This is a genomic window from Thalassotalea euphylliae, assembly GCF_003390395.1.
In the GTDB taxonomy this organism is placed as follows: domain Bacteria; phylum Pseudomonadota; class Gammaproteobacteria; order Enterobacterales; family Alteromonadaceae; genus Thalassotalea_F; species Thalassotalea_F euphylliae_C.
The window spans coordinates 1,075,590-1,095,448 of sequence record NZ_QUOV01000001.1 but is presented as its reverse complement, the minus strand read 5'-3'; the positions used below and the strand labels follow the sequence as shown (position 1 = coordinate 1,095,448).

The 19,859-nt window shown below is 42.9% G+C and carries 17 protein-coding genes; 5 read left to right on the top strand and 12 right to left on the bottom strand.

Annotation, left to right across the window (positions count from 1 at the left end; all coding sequences use genetic code 11):
• Nucleotides 1-58: 58 nt before the first annotated feature.
• Both DXX92_RS04855 and DXX92_RS04850 read right to left on the bottom strand, forming a co-directional pair.
• Nucleotides 59-3,154 (bottom strand): efflux RND transporter permease subunit, encoded by a 3,096-nt coding sequence (locus DXX92_RS04855; protein ID WP_115999410.1) that lies wholly within the window; start codon nt 3,152-3,154, stop codon nt 59-61.
• Nucleotides 3,154-4,224 (bottom strand): efflux RND transporter periplasmic adaptor subunit, encoded by a 1,071-nt coding sequence (locus tag DXX92_RS04850; RefSeq protein ID WP_115999409.1) that lies wholly within the window; start codon nt 4,222-4,224, stop codon nt 3,154-3,156. The genes DXX92_RS04855 and DXX92_RS04850 overlap by 1 nt, the downstream gene beginning before the upstream one ends.
• Nucleotides 4,225-4,546: 322 nt before the next feature.
• On the opposite strand from DXX92_RS04850, the gene DXX92_RS04845 reads away from it, so the two are divergent.
• Both DXX92_RS04845 and DXX92_RS04840 read left to right on the top strand, forming a co-directional pair.
• Nucleotides 4,547-5,200 carry a hypothetical protein gene (locus DXX92_RS04845; protein ID WP_115999408.1) on the top strand — a complete coding sequence of 218 codons (654 nt, stop codon included), beginning with the start codon at nt 4,547-4,549 and terminating at the stop codon, nt 5,198-5,200.
• Nucleotides 5,201-5,360: 160 nt separating this feature from the next.
• Nucleotides 5,361-6,011: a hypothetical protein gene (locus tag DXX92_RS04840; protein ID WP_115999407.1), complete on the top strand. Its 651-nt coding sequence runs from the start codon at nt 5,361-5,363 to the stop codon at nt 6,009-6,011.
• Nucleotides 6,012-6,114: 103 nt separating this feature from the next.
• On the opposite strand, the gene DXX92_RS04835 is transcribed toward DXX92_RS04840, so the two are convergent.
• From DXX92_RS04835 to DXX92_RS04795, 9 genes are all read right to left on the bottom strand, one after another.
• Nucleotides 6,115-6,657, bottom strand: coding sequence for a thioredoxin family protein (locus tag DXX92_RS04835; protein ID WP_115999406.1), 543 nt, complete (start codon nt 6,655-6,657; stop codon nt 6,115-6,117).
• A gap of 304 nt (nt 6,658-6,961) precedes the next feature.
• Nucleotides 6,962-8,089, bottom strand: coding sequence for a bifunctional chorismate mutase/prephenate dehydrogenase (gene tyrA, locus DXX92_RS04830; RefSeq protein ID WP_115999405.1), 1,128 nt, complete (start codon nt 8,087-8,089; stop codon nt 6,962-6,964).
• Nucleotides 8,090-8,192: 103 nt separating this feature from the next.
• Nucleotides 8,193-9,275 (bottom strand): 3-deoxy-7-phosphoheptulonate synthase, encoded by a 1,083-nt coding sequence (locus tag DXX92_RS04825; protein WP_115999404.1) that lies wholly within the window; start codon nt 9,273-9,275, stop codon nt 8,193-8,195.
• Nucleotides 9,276-9,796: 521 nt separating this feature from the next.
• Complete coding sequence (gene glyA / locus DXX92_RS04820; RefSeq protein ID WP_115999403.1) at nt 9,797-11,053, bottom strand: serine hydroxymethyltransferase; 1,257 nt, start codon at nt 11,051-11,053, stop codon at nt 9,797-9,799.
• 324 nt (nt 11,054-11,377) lie between these two features.
• Nucleotides 11,378-11,998 (bottom strand): hypothetical protein, encoded by a 621-nt coding sequence (locus DXX92_RS04815; RefSeq protein WP_115999402.1) that lies wholly within the window; start codon nt 11,996-11,998, stop codon nt 11,378-11,380.
• A complete protein-coding gene (locus DXX92_RS04810; RefSeq protein ID WP_245961399.1) occupies nt 11,998-12,495 on the bottom strand; it encodes an RNA polymerase sigma factor in 498 nt (165 codons plus the stop codon). Before DXX92_RS04810 ends, DXX92_RS04815 begins: the two co-directional genes overlap by 1 nt.
• Nucleotides 12,496-12,669: 174 nt before the next feature.
• Nucleotides 12,670-13,845 (bottom strand): ABC transporter permease, encoded by a 1,176-nt coding sequence (locus DXX92_RS04805; RefSeq protein WP_115999401.1) that lies wholly within the window; start codon nt 13,843-13,845, stop codon nt 12,670-12,672.
• On the bottom strand, nt 13,845-14,582 hold the full coding sequence (locus DXX92_RS04800; protein WP_115999400.1) for an ATP-binding cassette domain-containing protein: 738 nt from the start codon (nt 14,580-14,582) through the stop codon (nt 13,845-13,847). Before DXX92_RS04800 ends, DXX92_RS04805 begins: the two co-directional genes overlap by 1 nt.
• Nucleotides 14,583-14,591: 9 nt before the next feature.
• On the bottom strand, nt 14,592-16,085 hold the full coding sequence (locus DXX92_RS04795; RefSeq protein WP_245961398.1) for an alpha/beta hydrolase: 1,494 nt from the start codon (nt 16,083-16,085) through the stop codon (nt 14,592-14,594).
• A gap of 297 nt (nt 16,086-16,382) precedes the next feature.
• Here DXX92_RS04795 and DXX92_RS04790 point away from each other — a divergent pair, with 297 nt between their 5' ends.
• Entirely contained in the window at nt 16,383-16,826 is a 444-nt protein-coding gene (locus DXX92_RS04790) for a hypothetical protein (RefSeq protein ID WP_115999399.1), read from the top strand.
• A 215-nt stretch (nt 16,827-17,041) separates the two neighbouring features.
• Nucleotides 17,042-17,260, top strand: a complete 219-nt coding sequence (locus DXX92_RS04785; protein ID WP_115999398.1) for an EF-hand domain-containing protein — start codon at nt 17,042-17,044, stop codon at nt 17,258-17,260.
• Between the two features lie 169 nt (nt 17,261-17,429).
• Here DXX92_RS04785 and DXX92_RS04780 read toward each other — a convergent pair whose 3' ends face one another.
• A complete protein-coding gene (locus DXX92_RS04780; protein WP_115999397.1) occupies nt 17,430-18,869 on the bottom strand; it encodes an NAD-dependent succinate-semialdehyde dehydrogenase in 1,440 nt (479 codons plus the stop codon).
• A 447-nt stretch (nt 18,870-19,316) separates the two neighbouring features.
• Here DXX92_RS04780 and DXX92_RS04775 point away from each other — a divergent pair, with 447 nt between their 5' ends.
• Nucleotides 19,317-19,853: a cytochrome b gene (locus tag DXX92_RS04775; RefSeq protein WP_115999396.1), complete on the top strand. Its 537-nt coding sequence runs from the start codon at nt 19,317-19,319 to the stop codon at nt 19,851-19,853.
• Nucleotides 19,854-19,859: the final 6 nt, after the last annotated feature.

Below are 19,859 nucleotides of genomic sequence, written 5' to 3'. Positions count from 1 at the left end.
AACAAAAAGGCACGCTAATTAGCGTGCCTTTTTGTTTTTCTGTTAGCGCCTGAGTCAATTAGCCTTGCTGCTCTTGTTGTTGCAGCTTATCTAGTTCATGGGCAATAGCTTCTGGTGAGCCTGTATTACGGCACAACCAGTAGTATGCACTAGGCACAACAAATAAAGTGAAGATACTGGCCAGCGATACACCAGCGAAAATCACTACCCCAATCACCATGCGACTTTCATGGCCCGGACCTTGTGCCATCACTAAAGGAATCGCACTAGTCACAGTCGTGAAAGTGGTCATTATGATAGGGCGTAATCGCTGCTGAGAAGCGTGAATTAATGCCGTTTCAAACGCTTCGCCTTTGTCACGTAACTGGTTCGCAAATTCAACAATTAGAATACCGTTTTTCGCCGCTAAACCAATTAGCATAACAATACCAATTTGGCTGTAGATATTCAGACTCATGCCCATATATTCTAGCCCCGCTAGTGCGCCCACTAACGCTAAGGGTACAGTCAATAAAATAACAAATGGATGAACAAAGCTTTCAAATTGTGCTGACAGTACAAAGTATGTGATCAATAGAGCCAGTGCGAAAATAAACAGAATAGAGGTGCCTGATTCTTTTAATAACAATGACTGACCTTTGTAATCCACTTGCGCTTCATCCGGCAGTTCATCTCGTACCACTTGGTTGAGGAAGTCCAACGCATCACCGAGTAAGTAACCGTCAGCTAAGTTGGCAGTAATCGTGACACTACGTAAGCGGTTGTAGCGATTTAAACGCGATGACGTCGCATTTTCTCTAATCGTAATTAAGTTCGATAGCGGAATAAGTTCATTAGTTTCACGCGAGCGCACGTATACGTTATTGATGTCTGTCGGGCTAGCAAAATCAGCTTCATCACCTTCCAAGATAACATCGTACTCTTCACCACGGTCAACAAATGTAGTAACGCGGCGTTGACCCAACATAGTTTCAAGGGTTTTACCGATATCACCAATTGGTACACCTAAGTCGTAAGCACGGTTGTGATCTATTTCCACAAGCAACTGAGGGAAAGTTTCTTTGTAATCACTTTGCACGCTTTGTAAATTAGGATTTTCTTGCGCTCTGGCAACAACAATATCTCGCCACTTCGCTAACTCTTCGTAGGTGTTTCCTTGGATCACAAACTCTACTGGCTGACTATTACCGGAACCGCGCAGACCTTGGCGCATAATCGCAAACGCTCGCACATCGGTTACCGATGACAATTCACCATTCATTCGACCCGCAAATTCAGCCGTTGAAAACGCACGTTCATCCCATTTAGGTAAACCAACAATAGCAATACCACTTGAACCACCAAACCCTGGCACACGCACTAGCACGCGGTCTAATTCGCCACGCTCTTGATAAGCTAAAAGTTTACTCTCAATCTGCTGCATGTTCTTAACATTACTTTCGTAGCTTGCCCCTTCGGCACTGTTCATAATAATAAACAGATCGCCTCGGTCTTCTTTTGGCGTGTACTCGTTAGGCAATTGCAGAAATAGGCTATACACGGCGTATAGCGAAGCGATAACAATGGCAACTAACAACACTGGCTGATGAATTGAGCTTTTTAACGCATTGGCATAACTGGCTTCTAATCGGGCAAAGCCTTTATCGAGCAACTGACCAAACGAAGAACTGCGCTCACGGTGTTTTAGCATTTTTGAACACAGCATAGGTGTTAACGACAATGCTGTGATACTTGAAAACACAACCGCGGCAGCAATCGCTAAGGCAAACTCAGTGAATAATCGACCCATATTACCGGAGATAAAGATCAACGGCACAAATACAGCCACTAACACTAAAGTCGTCGCCACTACAGCAAAGGCAACTTCACGCCCACCTTCATAGGCCGCCATTAATGGCGTTTGTCCTTGTTCGATACGGCGATAAATGTTCTCTAAGACCACAATTGCATCATCGACTACTAAACCAATGGCTAACACCAAAGCGAGCAAAGTCAACAGGTTGATGGAGAAGCCAAGCGCCGATAACGCCATCATCGAGCCAATCAGCGCCACAGGTACAGTGACCGCGGGAATGATGGTTGCGCGAATATTGCCTAAGAACAAGAAAATCACCAAAATCACCATCATCATGGCGATGAACAAGGTGTTGTACACTTCGTCGATTGAGCCTTGAATAAACACTGATGAGTCGTAACTGTTGCGAATGGTAGTGCCTGTTGGCAGTGATTCGCGAATTTTTCCCATCTCAGCACGCGCCGCTTTTACCACGTCTAAGGTATTTGCTTTCGACTGCTTAATAATACCAAGGCCGACCATGTTTTTACCGTTACCGCGGAACATGTTTTCATCGTCTTCAGCAGCCACCTCAACTCGAGCAACATCCGCTAAACGCACCAGCTCACCATTGTTACCTTTGGCAACCACCATGCGGGCAAAATCTGTTTCTGAGCGATAACTGCGCTCGACTCTTATCGAAAAGTCGCGGTCAACTGACTCAATTTCACCTGCCGGTAATTCAACATTTTGCGCACGTAATGTGGTTTCAATGTCATCGACCGTGACGCCGCGTGCCGCCATAGCAACGCGATCTAAAAAGACTTTCATCGCATAGGTGCGACCGCCACCCACACGCACCTGCGCAACACCGTCAACCACAGCAAAGCGGTCAACAATATAACGCTCGGCATAGTCAGTAAGTTGCAAGGTACTCATGGTGTCACTTTGCATTACAAACCAAACAATTACGTTGGCATCACTGTCAGATTTAAACACTTCTGGCGGATCTGCCTGTTCTGGCAATTGGCGAAGTGCGCGTGAGATTCTATCGCGCACATCGTTGGTCGCCGAATCAATATCGCGATCTAGTTCAAACTCAATGGTAATGCTAGAACGACCAACACGACTGGTTGAGGTAATATTTTTAACCCCTTCAACACCACTGATGCGATCTTCTAAGAGCTGAGTAATTTTAGTTTCAATGATCGCCGCTGATGCACCGGGGTATGAGGTATTGATACTAACTACTGGCGGGTCAATATCAGGGTATTCACGCAGCGGTAATAGAAAAAACGCAACAACACCGAAGGTGACAATAAGCAGATTGACAACCGTGGCAAAGACCGGACGTTTAACTGATAAGTCAGATAAAATCACTATGATGGCTCCTGTACTTTCGGCTCAAGAACCTTCACTTGTGTTCCATCTCTGAGTTTCAATGCCCCTTCAACCACGACTGGTTGGTTTTCGTCTAAACCACTTTTAATTTCCACCATACCCGGCTTACGACGGCCAACAATCACCTGTTTACGCATCGCTTTACCATCATTAACCACAAACACGTAGTGGTTGTCTTCAATTGGAATAATGGCACTTTCTGGCACTTGCAGTACTTGTTCAACACTACGTTCAACGTTAATGCTCAATAGCATACCTGCGCGTAGCGCATAATCAGAATTAGGGATTTCCGCGCGCACTTTTACCATGCGAGTTGCATTATCAATACGCGGATCAACTGAGACAATCTTACCCATAAAGACTTTATCGTCGTATGCAGTGTTCGTTGCTTCAATCGCCTGCCCGACCGCAATCGTGGTATAAAAACGCTCAGGTACTGAGAAATCCACTTTGACCGTACTTAAGTCGTCAAGTGACGTAATCACGTCGCCTGATTGCACAAACGCACCAACACTGATTTCACGAAACCCTAGCACGCCATCAAAAGGTGCCGAGATAGTCAGTTCATTGAGTTTTGTACGGGCACTTAACAGCTGAGCAGCTATCGCTTTGGTTTGCGCTTCTTGCTGGTCAACTTGCGATTTCGATGTTGCTCTTTTAGTTAATAAGTCTTGAAAGCGATTTAACTGAGCAACAGACTCCGCTAGGTTGGCTTCTAACTCTCTTACTTTCGCTGCCTCTTCTTGGTTATTCAGGCGAACTAAAATATCGCCTTTTTTTACAATCTCACCGTCTTGAAATGAGACTTCTTCGACAATATCTGAATAATTTGAAGTGATCAGCACCTGCTCATTGGCACGAGCATTACCTAGAGCCTCAATCACATCTTTAAACTCTTCAGTATGAGCGGCGGCAGTTTTCACTGGCACAATGCGCTGACGACTTTTCTTCTCGCCCTGCTCTGCAGGCCAATTTATAGTGATAATAAGCGCAGCAAGTAAGCCAAAGATAAAAATAAAAGGTAAACGACTTTTTATAGAGCTAGACATAACAACTTAAGCATGAAAATTTAATCGTGAAAATATACCGGAGTTCAAGTTCGGCAACGATGTTATTCATCTGAAAATATAGGACGTTAACCGAAAAAACGTTAACTCCCCCTCGATGAACTAGCACTAATGCCCTGCCATGTTGGCTTTTGCGATTAATGCTGCCATGCTAGACCTGTTTAATTAGTCGCTTATTTCAGCTTGTTTTGTTTTGGCACAACAAATTTAAAATGCTTAGTCCTCCCCGGCCTATTTTAACTCGCCTAGCGATTTCGTTTGGGTATATAATCCAGCCTCTTACCTTAAAAAATAAGAAGTTAACGTGAATAAATTAGCTGCTCTTGCCTTTGCCGCTTTCGCAACACTCGGCGCCTTAATGTGGTATGCCGCCAGCCAGTCAATGGACCAATATTTAACGGAATATCAAGTTGCCATTAATCAGCAGTTGCCAGAAGGGAGTGAGTTTTCACTTAGCGATTTATCAACGAAAACCGCTGAAGATTCAGGCTTTATTGGCAGCGTTAAACTACTATTACCCATTGAAAACACCGACGAGTTGCTAGCGATACAGCTAACAAACATTAGCTGGCAATACGAAAAACGCAGTCTAAAGAAAGCCGTTGTACAAGTAACCCAAATGACAATTGGGGATGCGACTGTTTTACTTCCTCAGCAAGATGCACAGCAGGCACTCGCCAATTTAACAACACAGCTAGATACGCTAGTAAAGCCAGCGCTTGAGCAACAATTGGGCCTAATGGGTCGCAGTGAGTTCCAGTTAAACATCAACAAGTTAATGCTAGATAAATTATTTATCACGTTAACCGCTAGCGGCGAGCCAAGCCACGAAGTGATTGCGCAACAGCTGACGCTGAAAAATGAGCATCTCACGAGTGAACAGCAAATGAGTATCGTTGGCGCGTACGTACTACAAGCCATTGCTTTAGAAACAAAAAATCAGCTACTAAGTCATTAATTACGCGCCTAAAGACTTGTAATCCTGTTAAGGCAATGCAATGCTGACTACTTTAGTGCAAGATCAATAAATTCAATAAAACTATAATAAGTGCCGATAAAAAGTAACGATAAAAAGCACCTATAAATAAAAGCATAAAAACTAAAAAAGGATGATTTGTATGAATAGTTTTAGCTGGCTGCCACGCTGGCAACAAAATGACAAAACTAGCTTCACGGCTCGTTTAATGTGTTTGTTGCTTGCATGCTTTAGTTTAAGCGCCAATGCGCAACGCGCTGGTGACGTTAACGGTAATGAAATAACGCCTTACGTTGGTTATATGTTTGGCTCTGACATTGGCGCTGCCGACGGTAGTGATATCGCAATGTCAGATGACGCTCATTTGGGGATTGCTTTTTCTTGGCAAGATTCACCAAACGGTCAAGGGCAAGTGTTGATCAATTATGTGAAACATGACTTTGATAGCCAAATCGGTGGCACAACGGAAGATCTAACCCTGCTTTACGCCCACTTTAGCGGTGTTGCACAATTTCGTCAGCAAAACTATGTCACCACCTTCTCGCTAGGTTTAGGCGGTACATTTATGGATAGCGATTATGAAAGTGGGCTATACCCGTCAGCCACAATAGCCATCGGTACCCGCTACGAATTTTCGCCGACATTAGCATTTGTTACCGAATTGAGAACCTATGCCACATTGACCGACGATGATGACGACTTCTTTTGTGAACAAAGTATTTGCGCGGCAGAGTTTGACGATACGCTTTATATCGACACATCAATTTCTGTTGGCTTAGCGTTTGTTTTCTAACTAAACAAATAAATAGTTATACAGACTAAAAGGCCAATCGTACGATTGGCCTTTTGTTTTATGTTTGATAAATAAACTATTGCTTAGCTAACTTTCACAACCGCTATAAACGGACAAAAGACAGAATATCAGCAACAAGGTTTGTTTTTGGTCGCTCAATAATACGTCCGACTTCCTCGCCATCTTGTTTAACAATAATAGTTGGCGTGTATTTAACGCCGGAAGCTGCCGCTCGCCCTTGTGGTTCTTGTTTGCGAATATCCAGCGCGATTAACTTGGTTGTTATGTTTGGGTTAACACTCAGCGCTTTTAGCAAGCGTGGCACTTCGCGCTGACTATCATGGCACCAAGCACCAAAGTAAACATCTAAGCTAATGTTGCTCGGTAGGCTTTTTACCAGCGCCACTTGCTGCTGGCTAAGCTGATAACTTTGGTAACCCTTGGCAAAGTATGGGTAGTCTTTAAACAGCGTTTGTTCGGTAACATCGCCGGTAATATAGGCTTTTTGATGGTTTTGTTGTGCTTTAATGGAAGAAGATGAATCAGCAGTTGTTTGACAAGCAGCGAGTAGACTGACGGTTAGCCCTACAACTAAGTATTGTGATGATTTTGAATGGAAAGGCAGCATAATTTTTTTAATTGTCATAAGGGCGTGTTGAACTTTCGAGGTTGAATTTTGTTCATTCTAAACGCTTTCTGATCGCGGCGCTCGCTTTGTCGCATAGTCGTTCTATGTAAAAAGCGAGCAACAATGAGCAGGAAGCGTTTAGATGAACCCAATCTAATAAATCAAAAGGGGCAGCGTCTGTTTGAGTTTTCTACTGTGTTGGCACTTGCTTATGGAGAATGACTACACTGCACAAGTGCCGCCTTGTACAAACCCCAAACAGACTGCTGCAAAAACAACCCTGAAAGTCCAACACGCCCTAGCTTATGCCGCCATTGTAACCTTATTTTATCTCATTGGCTTTAGCTAACATGCCTTTGCTTTCAGCTAAGAATATATTCGCGTAATCACCAAACCAAGCTGAAACTTGGTCAAACATTGTGACGAAAGCTTCTTTATCGCCCATTTCAACGTCTTCCAACAACTCTAAGAAACGGTAAGCAAAGCGCTTCATCATAGCAATGTTGTCGCTATTGGAGAAAATAATATCCGAGTATAGTTCTGGATTTTGCGCAAACAAACGTCCCACCATAATAAGCTCTAAGCGATAAATCGGTGAGCTCATATCAACAAGTTGCTGTAAATCAGCACCTTCAGTCATTAAATGGTAACCGTAGGCAATTGTGGAAAAGTGACGCATTACTTGCACCATTGCCATTGCACGATCGTGCTCATTTGCAGATACAGGGTAAATAGTTGCGCCCCACACTTTAAATTGTTCAAGTACCCATTGGTAATGTTCGCTGCCACGACCTTCACAGGAAATAATGGTTTGCTTGATCAAACTGCCAACATCAGGACCAAACATTGGGTGCAAACCAAGAACAGGTCCCTGATGCACGTTTAACATTTCATACAAAGGAGACTCTTTAACACTAGTCACATCAGCCAAAATGCATGACGAAGGCAAGTGCTTTAATTGTTTAATAATCATCGCCGTAAAGCGAATTGGCACAGCAACAATCACTAAGCTAGCTTTGGCTAGAATCGCTTCACTGTGATCCCAATCATCTTTTTCAATAATGTGTACTGTGTAACCAGAGCGAGTAAACAAATCAACAAAGATACGTCCAAGTTGGCCCTGACCGCCAATAACAACCACTTCACCGCAATCAGGGTTAACACAACGATAGCCACTTTCATCTTGGCTTGAATAGGAATCTTGCATAATTCGACGCAAGATATCTTGCACAAGATCAGGATTTACGCCTTGCTCACTGGCCTGCTTGCGACGCTGCTCAATTAAACTCGCTTCGCGATCTGGGGCATAAATTGGCATGCCAACTTCACTTTTTAGCGCACCTACCCGACTAGTCACCTGTCGGCGTTTTGCCAATAACTGGACTAGCTCACTATCTAGTTGATCAATTTCGGCACGGCATTGCGCCAGCGCTTCAGTGATATCTTTCATATGCTTATCGTTGTTAACTTATTTTTTTCGTATTTGTTTCGTTTGTTTTCGTGCTAGCCTTCGCATGGGCGATATGAGAATTTGCCAACAGCAAGTATGCCTACTAGGCAATTCTTGCTTTTAACACGCCGGCTAATTTAGCATCGGCTTGCGCAAACAACGCCTCTGTTGTTGCAAAATCAATACAAGCATCAGTGACCGACACACCGTATTTCAGCTCATCTTTTGGTAAGTTTGCGCTTTGATTGCCAGCATTGATATGGCTTTCTAACATAATACCAATAATTGACTTGTTGCCTTCACAAATTTGGTTAACTACATTGTCTGCAACCAATGGTTGGCGGCTGTAGTCTTTGTTTGAATTACCGTGGCTACAATCAACTACGATTGCTGGTTCAAGTTTTTGGTTCACTAAGTCTTGTTCACATAAAGCAACATTGACTGAATCGTAGTTAGGTTGCTTACCACCACGTAAAATCACATGACCATCTGGGTTACCAGAAGTTTTGATAAGCGCCACTTGTCCTTGCTTGTTAATGCCCATAAAACGATGTGAAGACGCCGCTGAATGCATCGCATTTATGGCAACATCTAAGCTACCATTGGTACCATTTTTAAAGCCGATCGGCATAGATAAACCACTGGCCATTTCACGGTGAGTTTGAGATTCGGTAGTACGCGCACCAATGGCTGACCAGCTAAATAGCTCCGCTAGGTATTGTGGGCTAATTGGGTCTAGCGCCTCTGTTGCGAGTGGTAAGCCAAGCTCTGTTAAGTAGAGCAGTAACTCACGAGCTTTGCGTAGGCCAGTTTCGACATCAAATGAGCCATCCATATGTGGGTCGTTAATTAACCCTTTCCAGCCAACAGTTGTTCTTGGCTTTTCAAAGTAAACACGCATCACAACAAACAAGCTGTCTTGGTACTTGTCATGCATTGCTTTTAAATTACGGGCGTACTCTTTCGCCGCTTCAATGTCGTGAATTGAACATGGACCACTGATCACTAATAAGCGATGGTCTTTCTTGTGAATAATGTTTGAAATGGTACGGCGCGAAGCTTTGACAAATTCACGCCCCTCTTCACTTAGCGGCAGCTCGTCGCGCAATTGTTCAGGTGTGATCAATACCTCTTCGGCATTAACGTGAATGTCGTTCAAGGTCTTTACATGTGGTTGTGTGCCCATAATCGTTTCCAGTGAAGTCGTTAATTAAAATAAATTATAGAGTAAAGGTGTCAGTAAGCGACGCGTTAAAAAGCCTAAATTGCGGGCTTTGGTGTTTAAACGCTTACCTTACAAAAAGAGGTAGAGCGGTAATATCGATAACTTTTTAACATTTCAATAGTGCTCAGTATGTTCAGTTGGTCTGTTTGGCTTTAAACCAAATTGAATAGTGTCTTGGCTTACAAAGAACTGCGCAACGAAATAATAATTTCACTGTTTAAGTTACTGCTAGCCTAAGCTAATTTGAGGCCATGATAGCCAGCACCGTTACAGTTGTAAAGTTTTATTTTCAGCAAATGTACACATATAATTACACCCTCTTATTTGGCACCATACTTTAGGCAACAAAAAGGCAACAAAAATTTTTGGCAATAAAAAAGGCCACCGAAGTGACCTTTTCAAATAAGTTTTTAACGCAATTAGTATCGCGTTTTGTCTATATCTTACTCATATACCTTACTCATTGAGCTTAGGTATATACTTTACGCATATACAGGGAAGCGTGAACAAATTTCTTGAACTTGTTCACGAACTTTAGTGTTAACGTCTTCGTTTTCAATATCATCTAAAATATCGCAAATCCAACCCGTTAACTGCTTAGTCTCTTCAACACCAAAACCACGGCGCGTAATAGCTGGTGTACCTAAACGTAAACCAGAAGTAACAAACGGTGAGCGAGGATCGTTTGGCACAGAGTTTTTATTTACTGTGATATGTGCACGACCTAAGGCTGCGTCAGCATCCTTACCAGTGATATCTTTATCGATAAGATCTAACAACAATAAGTGGTTTTCTGTACCATTTGACACAACTTTGTAACCGCGTTCTTGAAGTACAGATACCATCGCTTTGGCGTTATCTAAAACACCTTGTTGGTATGCTTTAAACTCAGGCTGTAATGCTTCTTTAAATGCTACAGCTTTTGCAGCAATCACGTGCATTAATGGACCGCCTTGGCCGCCTGGGAATACCGCAGAGTTTAGTTTTTTGTATACGTCTTCGTCACCACAACCAGAAACAATCAAGCCACCGCGCGGGCCCGCAAGTGTTTTGTGAGTAGTTGTTGTAACAACATGGGCATGTGGTACTGGGTTTGGATACAAGCCAGCAGCAACAAGACCGGCAACATGTGCCATATCGACCATAAAGTAAGCATCTACTTTATCAGCGATCTCACGCATGCGAGCCCAATCAACAACACCAGAGAATGCTGAGAAACCACCGATGATCATCTCAGGCTTGTGCTCAAGCGCTAAACGCTCAACTTCTTCGTAATCGATATCACCAGTTTCTGGATGTAAACCGTATTGAATTGCTTCGTATAATTTACCAGAGAAATTAACGTGTGAGCCGTGAGTTAAGTGACCACCGTGAGCCAAGCTCATACCTAACACTTTAGCGCCTGGTGTCACTAATGCTTGGAATACCGCAGCGTTAGCTTGTGAACCAGCGTGTGGCTGCACGTTCGCGTAATCTGCACCAAATAATTCTTTAGCACGCTCAATCGCTAATTGCTCTGCTTTATCAACATGCTCACAACCACCGTAGTAACGCTTACCTGGGTAGCCTTCGGCATACTTATTAGTTAGTTGTGAACCTTGCGCTTCAAGTACACGTGGGCTGGTGTAGTTCTCTGAGGCAATTAATTCGATGTGAGCTTCTTGGCGTGCTACTTCATCTTGCATTGACTGCCACAATTCCGCATCGAAATCAGCAATATTCATATCCCGAGTCAGCATGTTTTATCCTCTAAAGTGATAACGTTGATAATGATTTTGAGGCAGAATATTCTGCCCGAACTAGGGTAATTTGTACACGATAAACCAGCGAAATTTGTGCGCTCGTTTATTCCAATATATTTGCAGGGAACAACTTGGTTATATGCAGTAATTCTAAGCGAAATATATTGCGCCTCTAAGCGAAACTTTACGCTACGAGATTAGCTAACTATACCTAATAAAAAAGAGAACGAAAACAGAATAAAAAAGAGGTTAAAGCGCAACCAGAGGAATTTAACTCAACCTTGACCGCAATAAACAAAATTAAAATCAAATAAAAAACACTTAACCATTTATTATTTCATTTAACTCATTAAGCTCTTTAACCCGTTTGCGCTTGTAAAGGTAGGCACCCACTAACATCACGACAATTAGCAAGTTAGCAAACAAATATGCTGGCCAAATCGGTTTCTCACTGGTTTTGGAAATTTCCCAGATATACCAGTTACCAATCGGCAATATGGCGAAGCAACTAATTAGCCAAAGGTTGGCAAATTGAATCGCCCCTTTAATACCACTGATATTTTTTTCAAACGCCTGCTTGGGATCGCTGGCATCCATGCGCCAAGTTTTAATACGAATATTGAACTCGATGACGGTATAAACCAGTGACCCAAATGCGCCAAAGCTCAAATAAATAACGGTTGCCCAGTCGATAACTTGCTCGCTCAGCGAGTAAACAAGAGCTCCAAACAATGAAATTGTCGCCAACACATCAAGCCCGAGTACAGTTTTTGCTGCTAGCGTACGCTTTTTCAATTGTTTAACCAGTTGAGTAATATCAACTTTTTCGTATGGCTGTGATTGCCAATCGTCAACTAATTCTGACCACTGTTCATCAAGTACACTCGGCTCGCCAGTTTGCATCTCGTGTAATTCAACGTCGGTTAGCTGCTTATCTGTCATTATGCCTCCAACAACTTCATCAAGGCCGTTTTGGCGCGCTGTAAACGAACGCCTACTAAGTTGACGCTAATCGACAAAATATCCGCCATTTCTTGATAGCTCATGCCTTCAAGCGCCAGTGTCACAATTTGCTGTTGTTCAAAGTTAAGCTGCCGAATGGCTTGTCTAAGACGTTGCTGCCTTTGCGCTTTATCAAGAGATTGATAAGGAGTTGAACTAGCATCAGTCAGTGGTTGGTCATCAAGTTCACTATCGGCTTTTACTGTTCGAACGGCTTTGGCTACATGAGTGGCTAAAATATTGTGAGCAATTTTAGCGACAAAGGTTTTTACCGATGCTTGGCCTTTAAATTTAGGTAAGGCTTGCCAAATGTTAAGCGCGATTTCCTGAAAGAGCTCTTCTTGAATTGCTGGCTTAGCCTCAAAGCCCATAATGATATGTTTAAGCATTTTTTCATGCGAATCCATCCATTGCATGAAGGTTTGCTGGTGGCTCAAAAGACTTTCCTTAGGACAGTGATTAGTACTGCAAATGTGACTATCAGGTAACACTGACGCACTCTCAGGTGTGCCAGCACTCGATATTACTGAATAATCATTATTAGCAACCAACTGTATCATATGAAAAATCTCTAAGCCACGCTGGATTATATCAGCCAAATAAAGGCTGGTTTAGCTAAGCGCCATGACCACTTTTTCTGATTTCAGCTTTTGTGCCAATGTCATTACCAACACTGCAGATAATGCAACTGTGGTGACACTGGTAAAGGCAAATGCCGACCAGTTAATTACCAAACCTTTAAACAAGTCTTCCATGATGATGGATTGACCGGCAACTGGCAGCCAATCAAGCCACATTGGTCTATCGTCAATAAACATCAAAATAAAAGGTACAAAGGCTGGCAGCATAATCAGCATAGTGACGGTTGATTGCGCCTCTTTAAAACTTTTCGCTTGAAACGAGAAGAATAGCTGTAACGCTGCCGCCAAAATACAAATTGGAATTAACAGGCCAAGCAAGGCAACAAACATGTAAAGGTCAATGCTAAAGGTTGCGCCAATTTTTGACAGGTCCACAAAGCCGATTGAGATTGAAGTAACGACCAGCATTAAGATAATCGATAGAATCGAAATAGATGCAGAGCAAGACAACTTGGCCAGTACGATTTTGGTGGTACTTACCGGCTGACATAGCAACATTTCTAAAACGTTACGCTCACGCTCACCCGCACTTGAATCAATCGCAATCGACAGGCCTGACATAAAGGCGCCCATTAATAGGTACAAGCCCAACATAATGCTAATCATCATGGCATTGCTGCTTGGCTGGGCGCGATCTTGTTCCACTAAATTAAGTGGCTGTAGAATACGAACATCAACACCGCGCATAATCAAACGTTTGTAGCCAATCGCTCGGGCGTGATCGCGTACCACATCTTTAATACGACGAATCGGCGCTAAGCTTGGCTTGTCACTGTAGTCGGCATTAAGCACGACGTTAATGATCTTACCCTCAATCATGTCCTGACCATAAGTTTCAGGAATGGTGATGGTAATACCGCGCTCTTGCCAAATTCGCAGATCACTTTCTTCGGCTTCAGCTAACGGTAAAATATTTTCATCCGCTAAATCTTTAACAAGTTTAGGGGCATATTCAGCACCGACAAACTCTGCATACACAGGTGGTTTATCAACCATTTCTTTGATCATGGTTTTTGACATCACCATAATCATCACTGGCGCTAACAACGACATACTAAACGCCACCATCATCGCGCGCTTGTCACGAAACGCTTCTTTGAACTCTTTGATGATAAGCGCCTTCAATTGGCTAAATCCTGCACTCATTAGGCTGCCACTCCTTCGTCTGAACCAATTAATTTCACAAAAGCTTCTTCCAGTTGGCTTTCTCCGGCTAACTGACAAAGCTCCTCTGGTGTGCCTTCTGCCGCCAATCGACCATTAGCGACAATAACCACGCGATCACATAGCGCAGCAACTTCTTGCATGACATGCGAAGAGAACAAAATGCAGTGTCCTTGCTCTTTAAAGCGACGTAAATAATCTCGAAGAATTCGTGTACTCATCACATCCAAGCCGCGAGTTGGCTCATCCAAGACAAAGTTCTTTGGCTGATGCACTAACGCTTGTGCCAAGGTCACTTTCATGCGTTGACCTTGCGAGAAACCTTGTGTTTTACGATGTGCTAACTCTTCCATTTCTAGATCTTTAAGGATTTGCTCGATTGACGCTTTCTTTTTACCGCCAGATAAACCGTGAATACTGGCGAAATAGTCAATTTGCTCATAAGCCGTTAAGCGCTCATACAAACCAAATTTATCTGGAAATATCCCCAACTGGGCGCGCGCTAAGATCGGTTGTTCTAAAGCACTGATACCATCAATAGTGGCAATACCCTCATCCGCTTTTAGCAAGCCGTAAAGGGTTCGTAAGCAGGTTGTTTTACCAGCGCCATTTGGCCCCAAAATGCCAGTGATCTCGCCATCGTTGGCAGTAAAAGATAAACCGTCTAATGCCTTGACGGTTTTACCAAAGGTTTTATGTAAATTTTCAACTTTTATCATGCTCGTTCCTTAAGTATTGCCGTTAAGACTGGTCATAAATGTTTCTGCGGGTAATTCAGCTAAACAGCTCGCGTCTAAGCCTTCTAAATCCAACTCATCAATAAATTTAGCTACTAGCCCAACGCCACAATCGTTAACCGCAACAATGTGTGATAAATGCTCAGCAACAATATGACGACTATTTGCTAACATCTGATCCGCTCGCTCACCGTTTTCAGGTGGTGTCACAGGGTCTAAGTTGCCAGACAAAATTAAGGTTGGAATGTCACTGTTAACCGGCTCATAAAAGCTCGCTTCAGGACGATATTTCGGCCATAACGGGCAAACTAATCGAACACCACGATGACTGATATTTCGAGCAAATTGATTGCTTGCATCGGCTTGCCAATCTTGTTCAGCAATCAAAGGGAAATCTTCATTACAGGCAATATTCATTAGCAAATTGGTATAAACAGAGCCACGCGGCTGTTTTTCATCTGCTTGGGCAAGCACACCAACGAATGGCATAAAGTTACCTTGCGCCGCTTGATTGATTACCAATGGCATCATGCTACGCCCAGTCAAGCTGTAGAGTTGTTGTTGAATCGTTGAAACGAACTTATCAGCATCAATAATTAGCTTGGTCGCAGTGCCTAAGCGAGGATGTGGAATGCTTAGTTCAACCGGCTTTGCCACTAACTCAGCAAACACTTTTTGGTAGTCTTGATCTAAATTTGGGAAAGCCTTTTGGCAGCTTTCTTCCGCCTGACAATTGTTTAATAATAATTCATAAGAACGGGCACCACTTTGACCAAATAAACCAATGCGCATATCGAGTGGGGCAACACTGTCTAACACCACGCTATTGAGGCTCTCGGGAAACATGCGCATATAAATCAGTGCAGCTCGCGTGCCATACGAACCACCATAAACGTTAATCTTGTCATGCCCCAATGCGCCGCGCACGGCATCAAAGTCGCGAATCGCATTTTCTGAATTGTATTGGCTCAGGTCTTGAGTAAAGTCAGCGATACAATCTTGTACTTCGCTCACCTCGAAATCGAACGTCAGTGACTCATAAACACTTTGCGCGGTAAACGCTTCATCATCGCATTTAAGTTGGGATGATTGACCCGTTCCACGCTGGTCAACCAAAATAATGTCATGCGTTTTGCGCACTTCATAAAAGCGATTGCGTAACATTGCAGCCAACTCTGTTGCCGCCTGCCCTGGCCCACCTGCTAAAAACATTAAGGGAATTTTGTTATTTGAATTATCAATTGCTGGCAACACCGTAAAATGTAAGTCAATTTGTTGACCTGCTGGCAATTGGTAATTTTCTGGCACAGTCAAAGTACCACATTTGATTTGCTCTTTTATGCCATCAACATGACAATTTTCGATAGACAGGTTTGACTGTGAAGATATTGACGATGTTTGCTCAGCGCTTGTCATCATCGAGCTTGTCAGCAGCCCAGAGGCTAATAGGGCTGAACAAACGACTTTACGTTTTAATTTCCACATTATTATTTTAAATCCCTTGTTAATACTAAACTTAATATTAAGGCTCTACTTAATCGCAATCAGTAACAGACTGAAGTAACAGAAAGAACTAACACGCCTACTAGTCTGTTCTTTCTAAAATTTATTACAGCCAACTGTAAAAAATAATAAAAAAGGAATTAGTGAATTAAAGACAAGCCAATCGAAACGTTATTCAACGGCTGTGTGAGCTTTCGAAGTAAAGCCAAATCAAACTAACCCAAATTATCAGCTAAAATTGAACTTATAACCCCTAACAACAGGTGTTAAAGAGGTTTTGTGAAAGTTATTGAGAAAGGTGAATTGCTGATTGTTTCCAGCTATCCTTACAAACTAGCCATTGCATGTCTCGCCGTGGTGTCACTGACCTTATTTACCACACTACATCAGCAGTTATCGCTTGCGGCTATTTTACTGGGCTTCTTTGTCCCGACCATTTGTTTACTCGTGCTTGATTTCAAATTGTCTATCTTTGATAGCACCAGTCGTAAATTGCTGATCAGCCAGTTTTCATTGCGAGGCAAGCGCCGTGTCTTGCTAACATTTGACGATATCAAGGAAGTTCGCACACAAACTCATCAAGGGCTTAAAGGTAATCGCAATGCGGGTGTAGTGGCAGTGTTCACAGCAGAGAACTTTTACCCAATTACAACGCTGACTGATAGCAATTATCGGCAACAAACAGCGCTAATCAATAGAATAGAACAGTTATGCCTTGGCTAAGCTAAGCTAAGCTAAGCAGCAGTTAATTCTTACCCTTTCAATAAGCATGATAAGGCACTCTAATATTGATAGTAACGAGCAAATTAGCGTCTAACTGCTATAGATTTGCTCGGTTACTGCTACGACCAATCAGAAATTTGAAATAATTCATTCCATTATCTCGCTAGACGCGATAAAGTTTTAATCCTGTTTTTACCTGGCATTAAGAGAGTGTTATGGAACTTAACCAATGGGTAGACGAGCTATTTGAAGTATTTGACGAAGATCGCGATGGCATGATTAACCGTAGCGAGTTCGTTGAACTGATTGACTGTTTGTTACAAGACAAAGGTATTCGCATGTGTGAGAGTATCTTTAAGCGTTTTGATAAAAACCACGACAACGCAATCTCCAAAGAAGAGCTGCGCGAAATGGTAATTGAATTAGCCTTATAAATGGCTAATTCATCTTTGCGTTAACTATCAGCTTTTTGCATCTTCAACTGTCATCATTTGCTCGCGAAAAATCTTGATGAGTACTTAAACAAGGTAATAAAAAACTCAAAAACCATCCTTGGCTGTTTCAGCGCTCATTTATCATCAACAATCCAATATTTTGAAACAGCTAATCAGACAAGCTTCCTAAGCATAAGTACTTAGTCACTAAGTAGTCATCCAATCCATATTTAGAACCCTCACGGCCAAAGCCTGACTGCTTGATACCACCAAATGGCGCAACCGCATTTGAGATCGCAGTATCGTTAATCCCGACCATGCCGAATGCCAACTGTTCTGCGACGCGCCAAATTCGACGAATATTTTCACTGTAAAAGTAAGCAGCTAAGCCAACCTCAACAGCATTAGCACTGCTAATAACCTCAGCCTCGTCATCGAAACCAATAATCGGCGATATAGGACCAAATATTTCTTCTCCCGCCACAGGCATTTCATCAGTCACGTTAGTGAGTACAGTAGGTTCGAAAAAGTTACTTTTTGATACACCACGACCACCAGTAACCAAGGTTGCGCCCATCGCTAAGCTGTCATCGATAAGACTTTGCATGCGATCAACCGCTTTCTCTGAAATTAATGGACCAACGTCGATGCCTTCACGCAACCCATCACCTAGCTTCAGTTGCTTTACCGCTGCGACATAGCGCTCAGTAAACTGCTCACGTATACGATTGTGCACGTAAATACGGTTAGTACAGATACAAGTTTGCCCAGCATTGCGATATTTAGATTGAATCGCGCCCTGCACCGCTAATTCAAGATCGGCATCGTCAAAAACAATCAACGGCGCATTACCACCAAGCTCCATAGAAACCTTTTTGATCCCTTGGCTACATTGGCTCATCAACAATTTGCCCACTTGGGTTGAACCGGTAAAAGTAAACTTAGCTACCTTGGGGTGCGTTGTTAACACTTCGCCTACTGCTTGCGCTTGCTCCGACACAATAACATTGAAAACACCAGCAGGAATGCCCGCTTGTTCCGCCAGCGCGGCCAGCGCCAATGCGGAAAGTGGTGTTTGCGGATCAGGACGAACCACAAAACTGCAACCTGCGGCTAGTGCAGCTGCAGCCTTGCGCATGATCATTGCATTGGGAAAATTCCAAGGTGTGATCGCCGTGACCACGCCTACTGGTTGCTTCAGCACCAATAAACGTTGGCTGTCGTTGGTTTGCGGAATAATATCACCGTAAACTCGCTTACCTTCTTCAGCAAACCATTGCAGAAATGATGCACCGTAGCTAACTTCTCCCTTTGCTTCTGCCAGCGGCTTACCTTGCTCTAACGTCAATAAACGGGCAAGTTCATCTTGATGTTCCATGATCAAAGCAAACCAACTAAGCATAAGATCTGCTCGTTGTTGCGCAGTTTTTTTTGACCAACTCGGCATTGCCGAATACGCTGCCTCAACTGCCGTCACAGCACCAGCAGCTCCAGCATCATAGACTTCAATCACCGTTTGGTTGTTAGCTGGGTTTGTTACTGGAAACAATTGCTCACTTGGCAGCCATTGCCCCGCAATAAAGGAACATTGACGAATAAGATTATCCATAGAAGCTTCTTAACAGAATAAGTAGAAAAGAAAAGACTAGCTATTTTATCGTTAGTCATTAGCCGACACCAGTTTGAATCACATTCGAGCAACCTTTACAGAGAATATACAAATGAGACTATCCCACGACTCGTTTCAATACCTTAAGATAAGCATCGAGCAATAATTTTTTAAAGGCTAATGCAAAGAAATGCAAAGATGCCAGCTAAGCTGTAATCAAATGGCTAGCACTTAGGTCATTTAGCTCGTCCTTTGCGTTGTATAACTTTCGCGCTTGCGAAGGTGAAGGTGAAGGTGAATACAAGCAAACACAAAATTGTGAATTAGTACAAATTGCGGTTTGTAGATAAACACCAATAATTGAAATCTTAATGCGAACGGCGCTGAGAGCTTAAATTCAGCGGTATGTAATACTAATTGAAATAAAGGTTAATGAGGAAAGTCGAGATGTTAAAAGACAGTGAAAGCCAATACGGCATGGTCTCCAAATCCTTTCACTGGTTAAGTGGTATTGTGGTCATTGGCTTATTTGCCGTTGGCTTTTGGATGGTTGATTTAAGCTATTACAGTCAATGGTACAAAACCGCGCCACATTGGCATAAAAGTATCGGAATTTTGCTATTTATCGCGACCTTTCTACGTTTGCTGTGGAAACTTTTAACGCCTTCACCAAAGGCCGTTCAATCTTCCTCTGCAAGTTTACAAAAAGCAGCTACTATCATGCACTACCTGCTTTATCTGCTGCTTATTTTAATAATGACCAGTGGTTATTTGATCTCAACAGCGGACGGCAGAGCCATAGAAGTTTTCACTTGGTTTAATGTCGGCTCGCTGGGTGAATTGTTTGCAAACCAAGAAGACATCGCCGGCGTAGTACACGAATATTTGGCATACACACTAATTGCATTAGTTGTCGTACACGCATTGGCGGCATTAAAGCATCATTTCATCGACAAAGATGAAACGCTACGTCGAATGATTTGATGACAA

Coding starts and splice junctions, on each gene's coding strand:
- DXX92_RS04850 (WP_115999409.1), bottom strand. CDS start 4,224: ATGTCTAGCTCTATAAAAAGTCGTTTACCTTTTATTTTTATCTTTGGC.
- DXX92_RS04840 (WP_115999407.1), top strand. CDS start 5,361: ATGAATAGTTTTAGCTGGCTGCCACGCTGGCAACAAAATGACAAAACT.
- DXX92_RS04835 (WP_115999406.1), bottom strand. CDS start 6,657: ATGACAATTAAAAAAATTATGCTGCCTTTCCATTCAAAATCATCACAA.
- tyrA (WP_115999405.1), bottom strand. CDS start 8,089: ATGAAAGATATCACTGAAGCGCTGGCGCAATGCCGTGCCGAAATTGAT.
- DXX92_RS04825 (WP_115999404.1), bottom strand. CDS start 9,275: ATGGGCACACAACCACATGTAAAGACCTTGAACGACATTCACGTTAAT.
- glyA (WP_115999403.1), bottom strand. CDS start 11,053: ATGCTGACTCGGGATATGAATATTGCTGATTTCGATGCGGAATTGTGG.
- DXX92_RS04815 (WP_115999402.1), bottom strand. CDS start 11,998: ATGACAGATAAGCAGCTAACCGACGTTGAATTACACGAGATGCAAACT.
- DXX92_RS04805 (WP_115999401.1), bottom strand. CDS start 13,845: ATGAGTGCAGGATTTAGCCAATTGAAGGCGCTTATCATCAAAGAGTTC.
- DXX92_RS04800 (WP_115999400.1), bottom strand. CDS start 14,582: ATGATAAAAGTTGAAAATTTACATAAAACCTTTGGTAAAACCGTCAAG.
- DXX92_RS04795 (WP_245961398.1), bottom strand. CDS start 16,085: ATGTGGAAATTAAAACGTAAAGTCGTTTGTTCAGCCCTATTAGCCTCT.
- DXX92_RS04785 (WP_115999398.1), top strand. CDS start 17,042: ATGGAACTTAACCAATGGGTAGACGAGCTATTTGAAGTATTTGACGAA.
- DXX92_RS04780 (WP_115999397.1), bottom strand. CDS start 18,869: ATGGATAATCTTATTCGTCAATGTTCCTTTATTGCGGGGCAATGGCTG.
- DXX92_RS04775 (WP_115999396.1), top strand. CDS start 19,317: ATGTTAAAAGACAGTGAAAGCCAATACGGCATGGTCTCCAAATCCTTT.